1 protein-coding gene is annotated in these 892 nt (G+C 72.5%); it reads left to right on the top strand.

Annotated elements, in window-relative coordinates:
- Nucleotides 1–892 (top strand): xanthine dehydrogenase family protein molybdopterin-binding subunit (locus tag ACEN88_RS32930; protein ID WP_413346488.1); only part of this gene is annotated, 892 nt, incomplete at both ends.

Raw genomic sequence — 892 nt, forward strand, 5'->3', positions numbered from 1 at the left:
GGGCTGGTGGCAGGCGAAGCAGGCCGCGCTGGCGCTGCCCGTGCAGTGGACCGCGAGCCCGCATGCCGCGTTGTCGAGCGAGTCCGTGTTCGCCGGTTTTGCGAAGGCGCTCGATGAAGAATCGGGCCACGCGTATTTCGAGGCCGGCAGCCAGGACGCGGCCGAACTCGCGGGCACGCGCACCGTGCGGGCCGAATACCGCGCGCCGTTCCTCGCGCACGCGACGATGGAACCGCAGAACTGCACGGCGCAGGTCCTGGACGGCAAAGTGACGCTGTGGTCGCCCACGCAGGTCCCGAGCATCGCGGTGGACGTGGCGGCGAAGGTCGCGGGCGTCGCGCGCGAGGATGTGACCATCGAGGTGACGATGCTGGGCGGCGGCTTCGGCCGGCGCCTCGAGACCGACATGGTGGCGCAGGCCGTCGCCGTGGCCATGCAGACGCGCGGCCGCCCGGTGCAACTGATCTGGACGCGCGAGGACGACACGGGCCACGACGTCTACCGCCCGGCCGCGCTGGCGCGCTATACGGCGCACCTCGGCGCCGACGGGCGCGTGCTGGCGTGGGACAGCAAGCTGGCGAGCGGCGCCATCGGCCACCAGTACTTCCCGCGCAACCTCGGCCTGCCCGGTGTCGGCCCGGACAAGACGACGGCCGAGGGCGAGTACGACCTGCAGTACGCGATCGCGAACCGCCGCAGCCGCCACGTGACGGTCGACAGCGTCGTGCCGATCGGGTACTGGCGTTCGGTCGGCCACTCGCACAACGCGTTCTTCAAGGAGAGCTTCGCGGACGAGGTGGCCCATGCGGCGGGGCAGGACCCGGTCGCGTGGCGGCGCGCGCTGCTGAAGGACCATCCGCGCCACCTGGCCGCGCTGGACGCGGCGCTCGCG

Source organism: Massilia sp. CT11-108, assembly GCF_047302915.1.
In the GTDB taxonomy this organism is placed as follows: Bacteria; Pseudomonadota; Gammaproteobacteria; order Burkholderiales; family Burkholderiaceae_D; genus Telluria; species Telluria orientalis.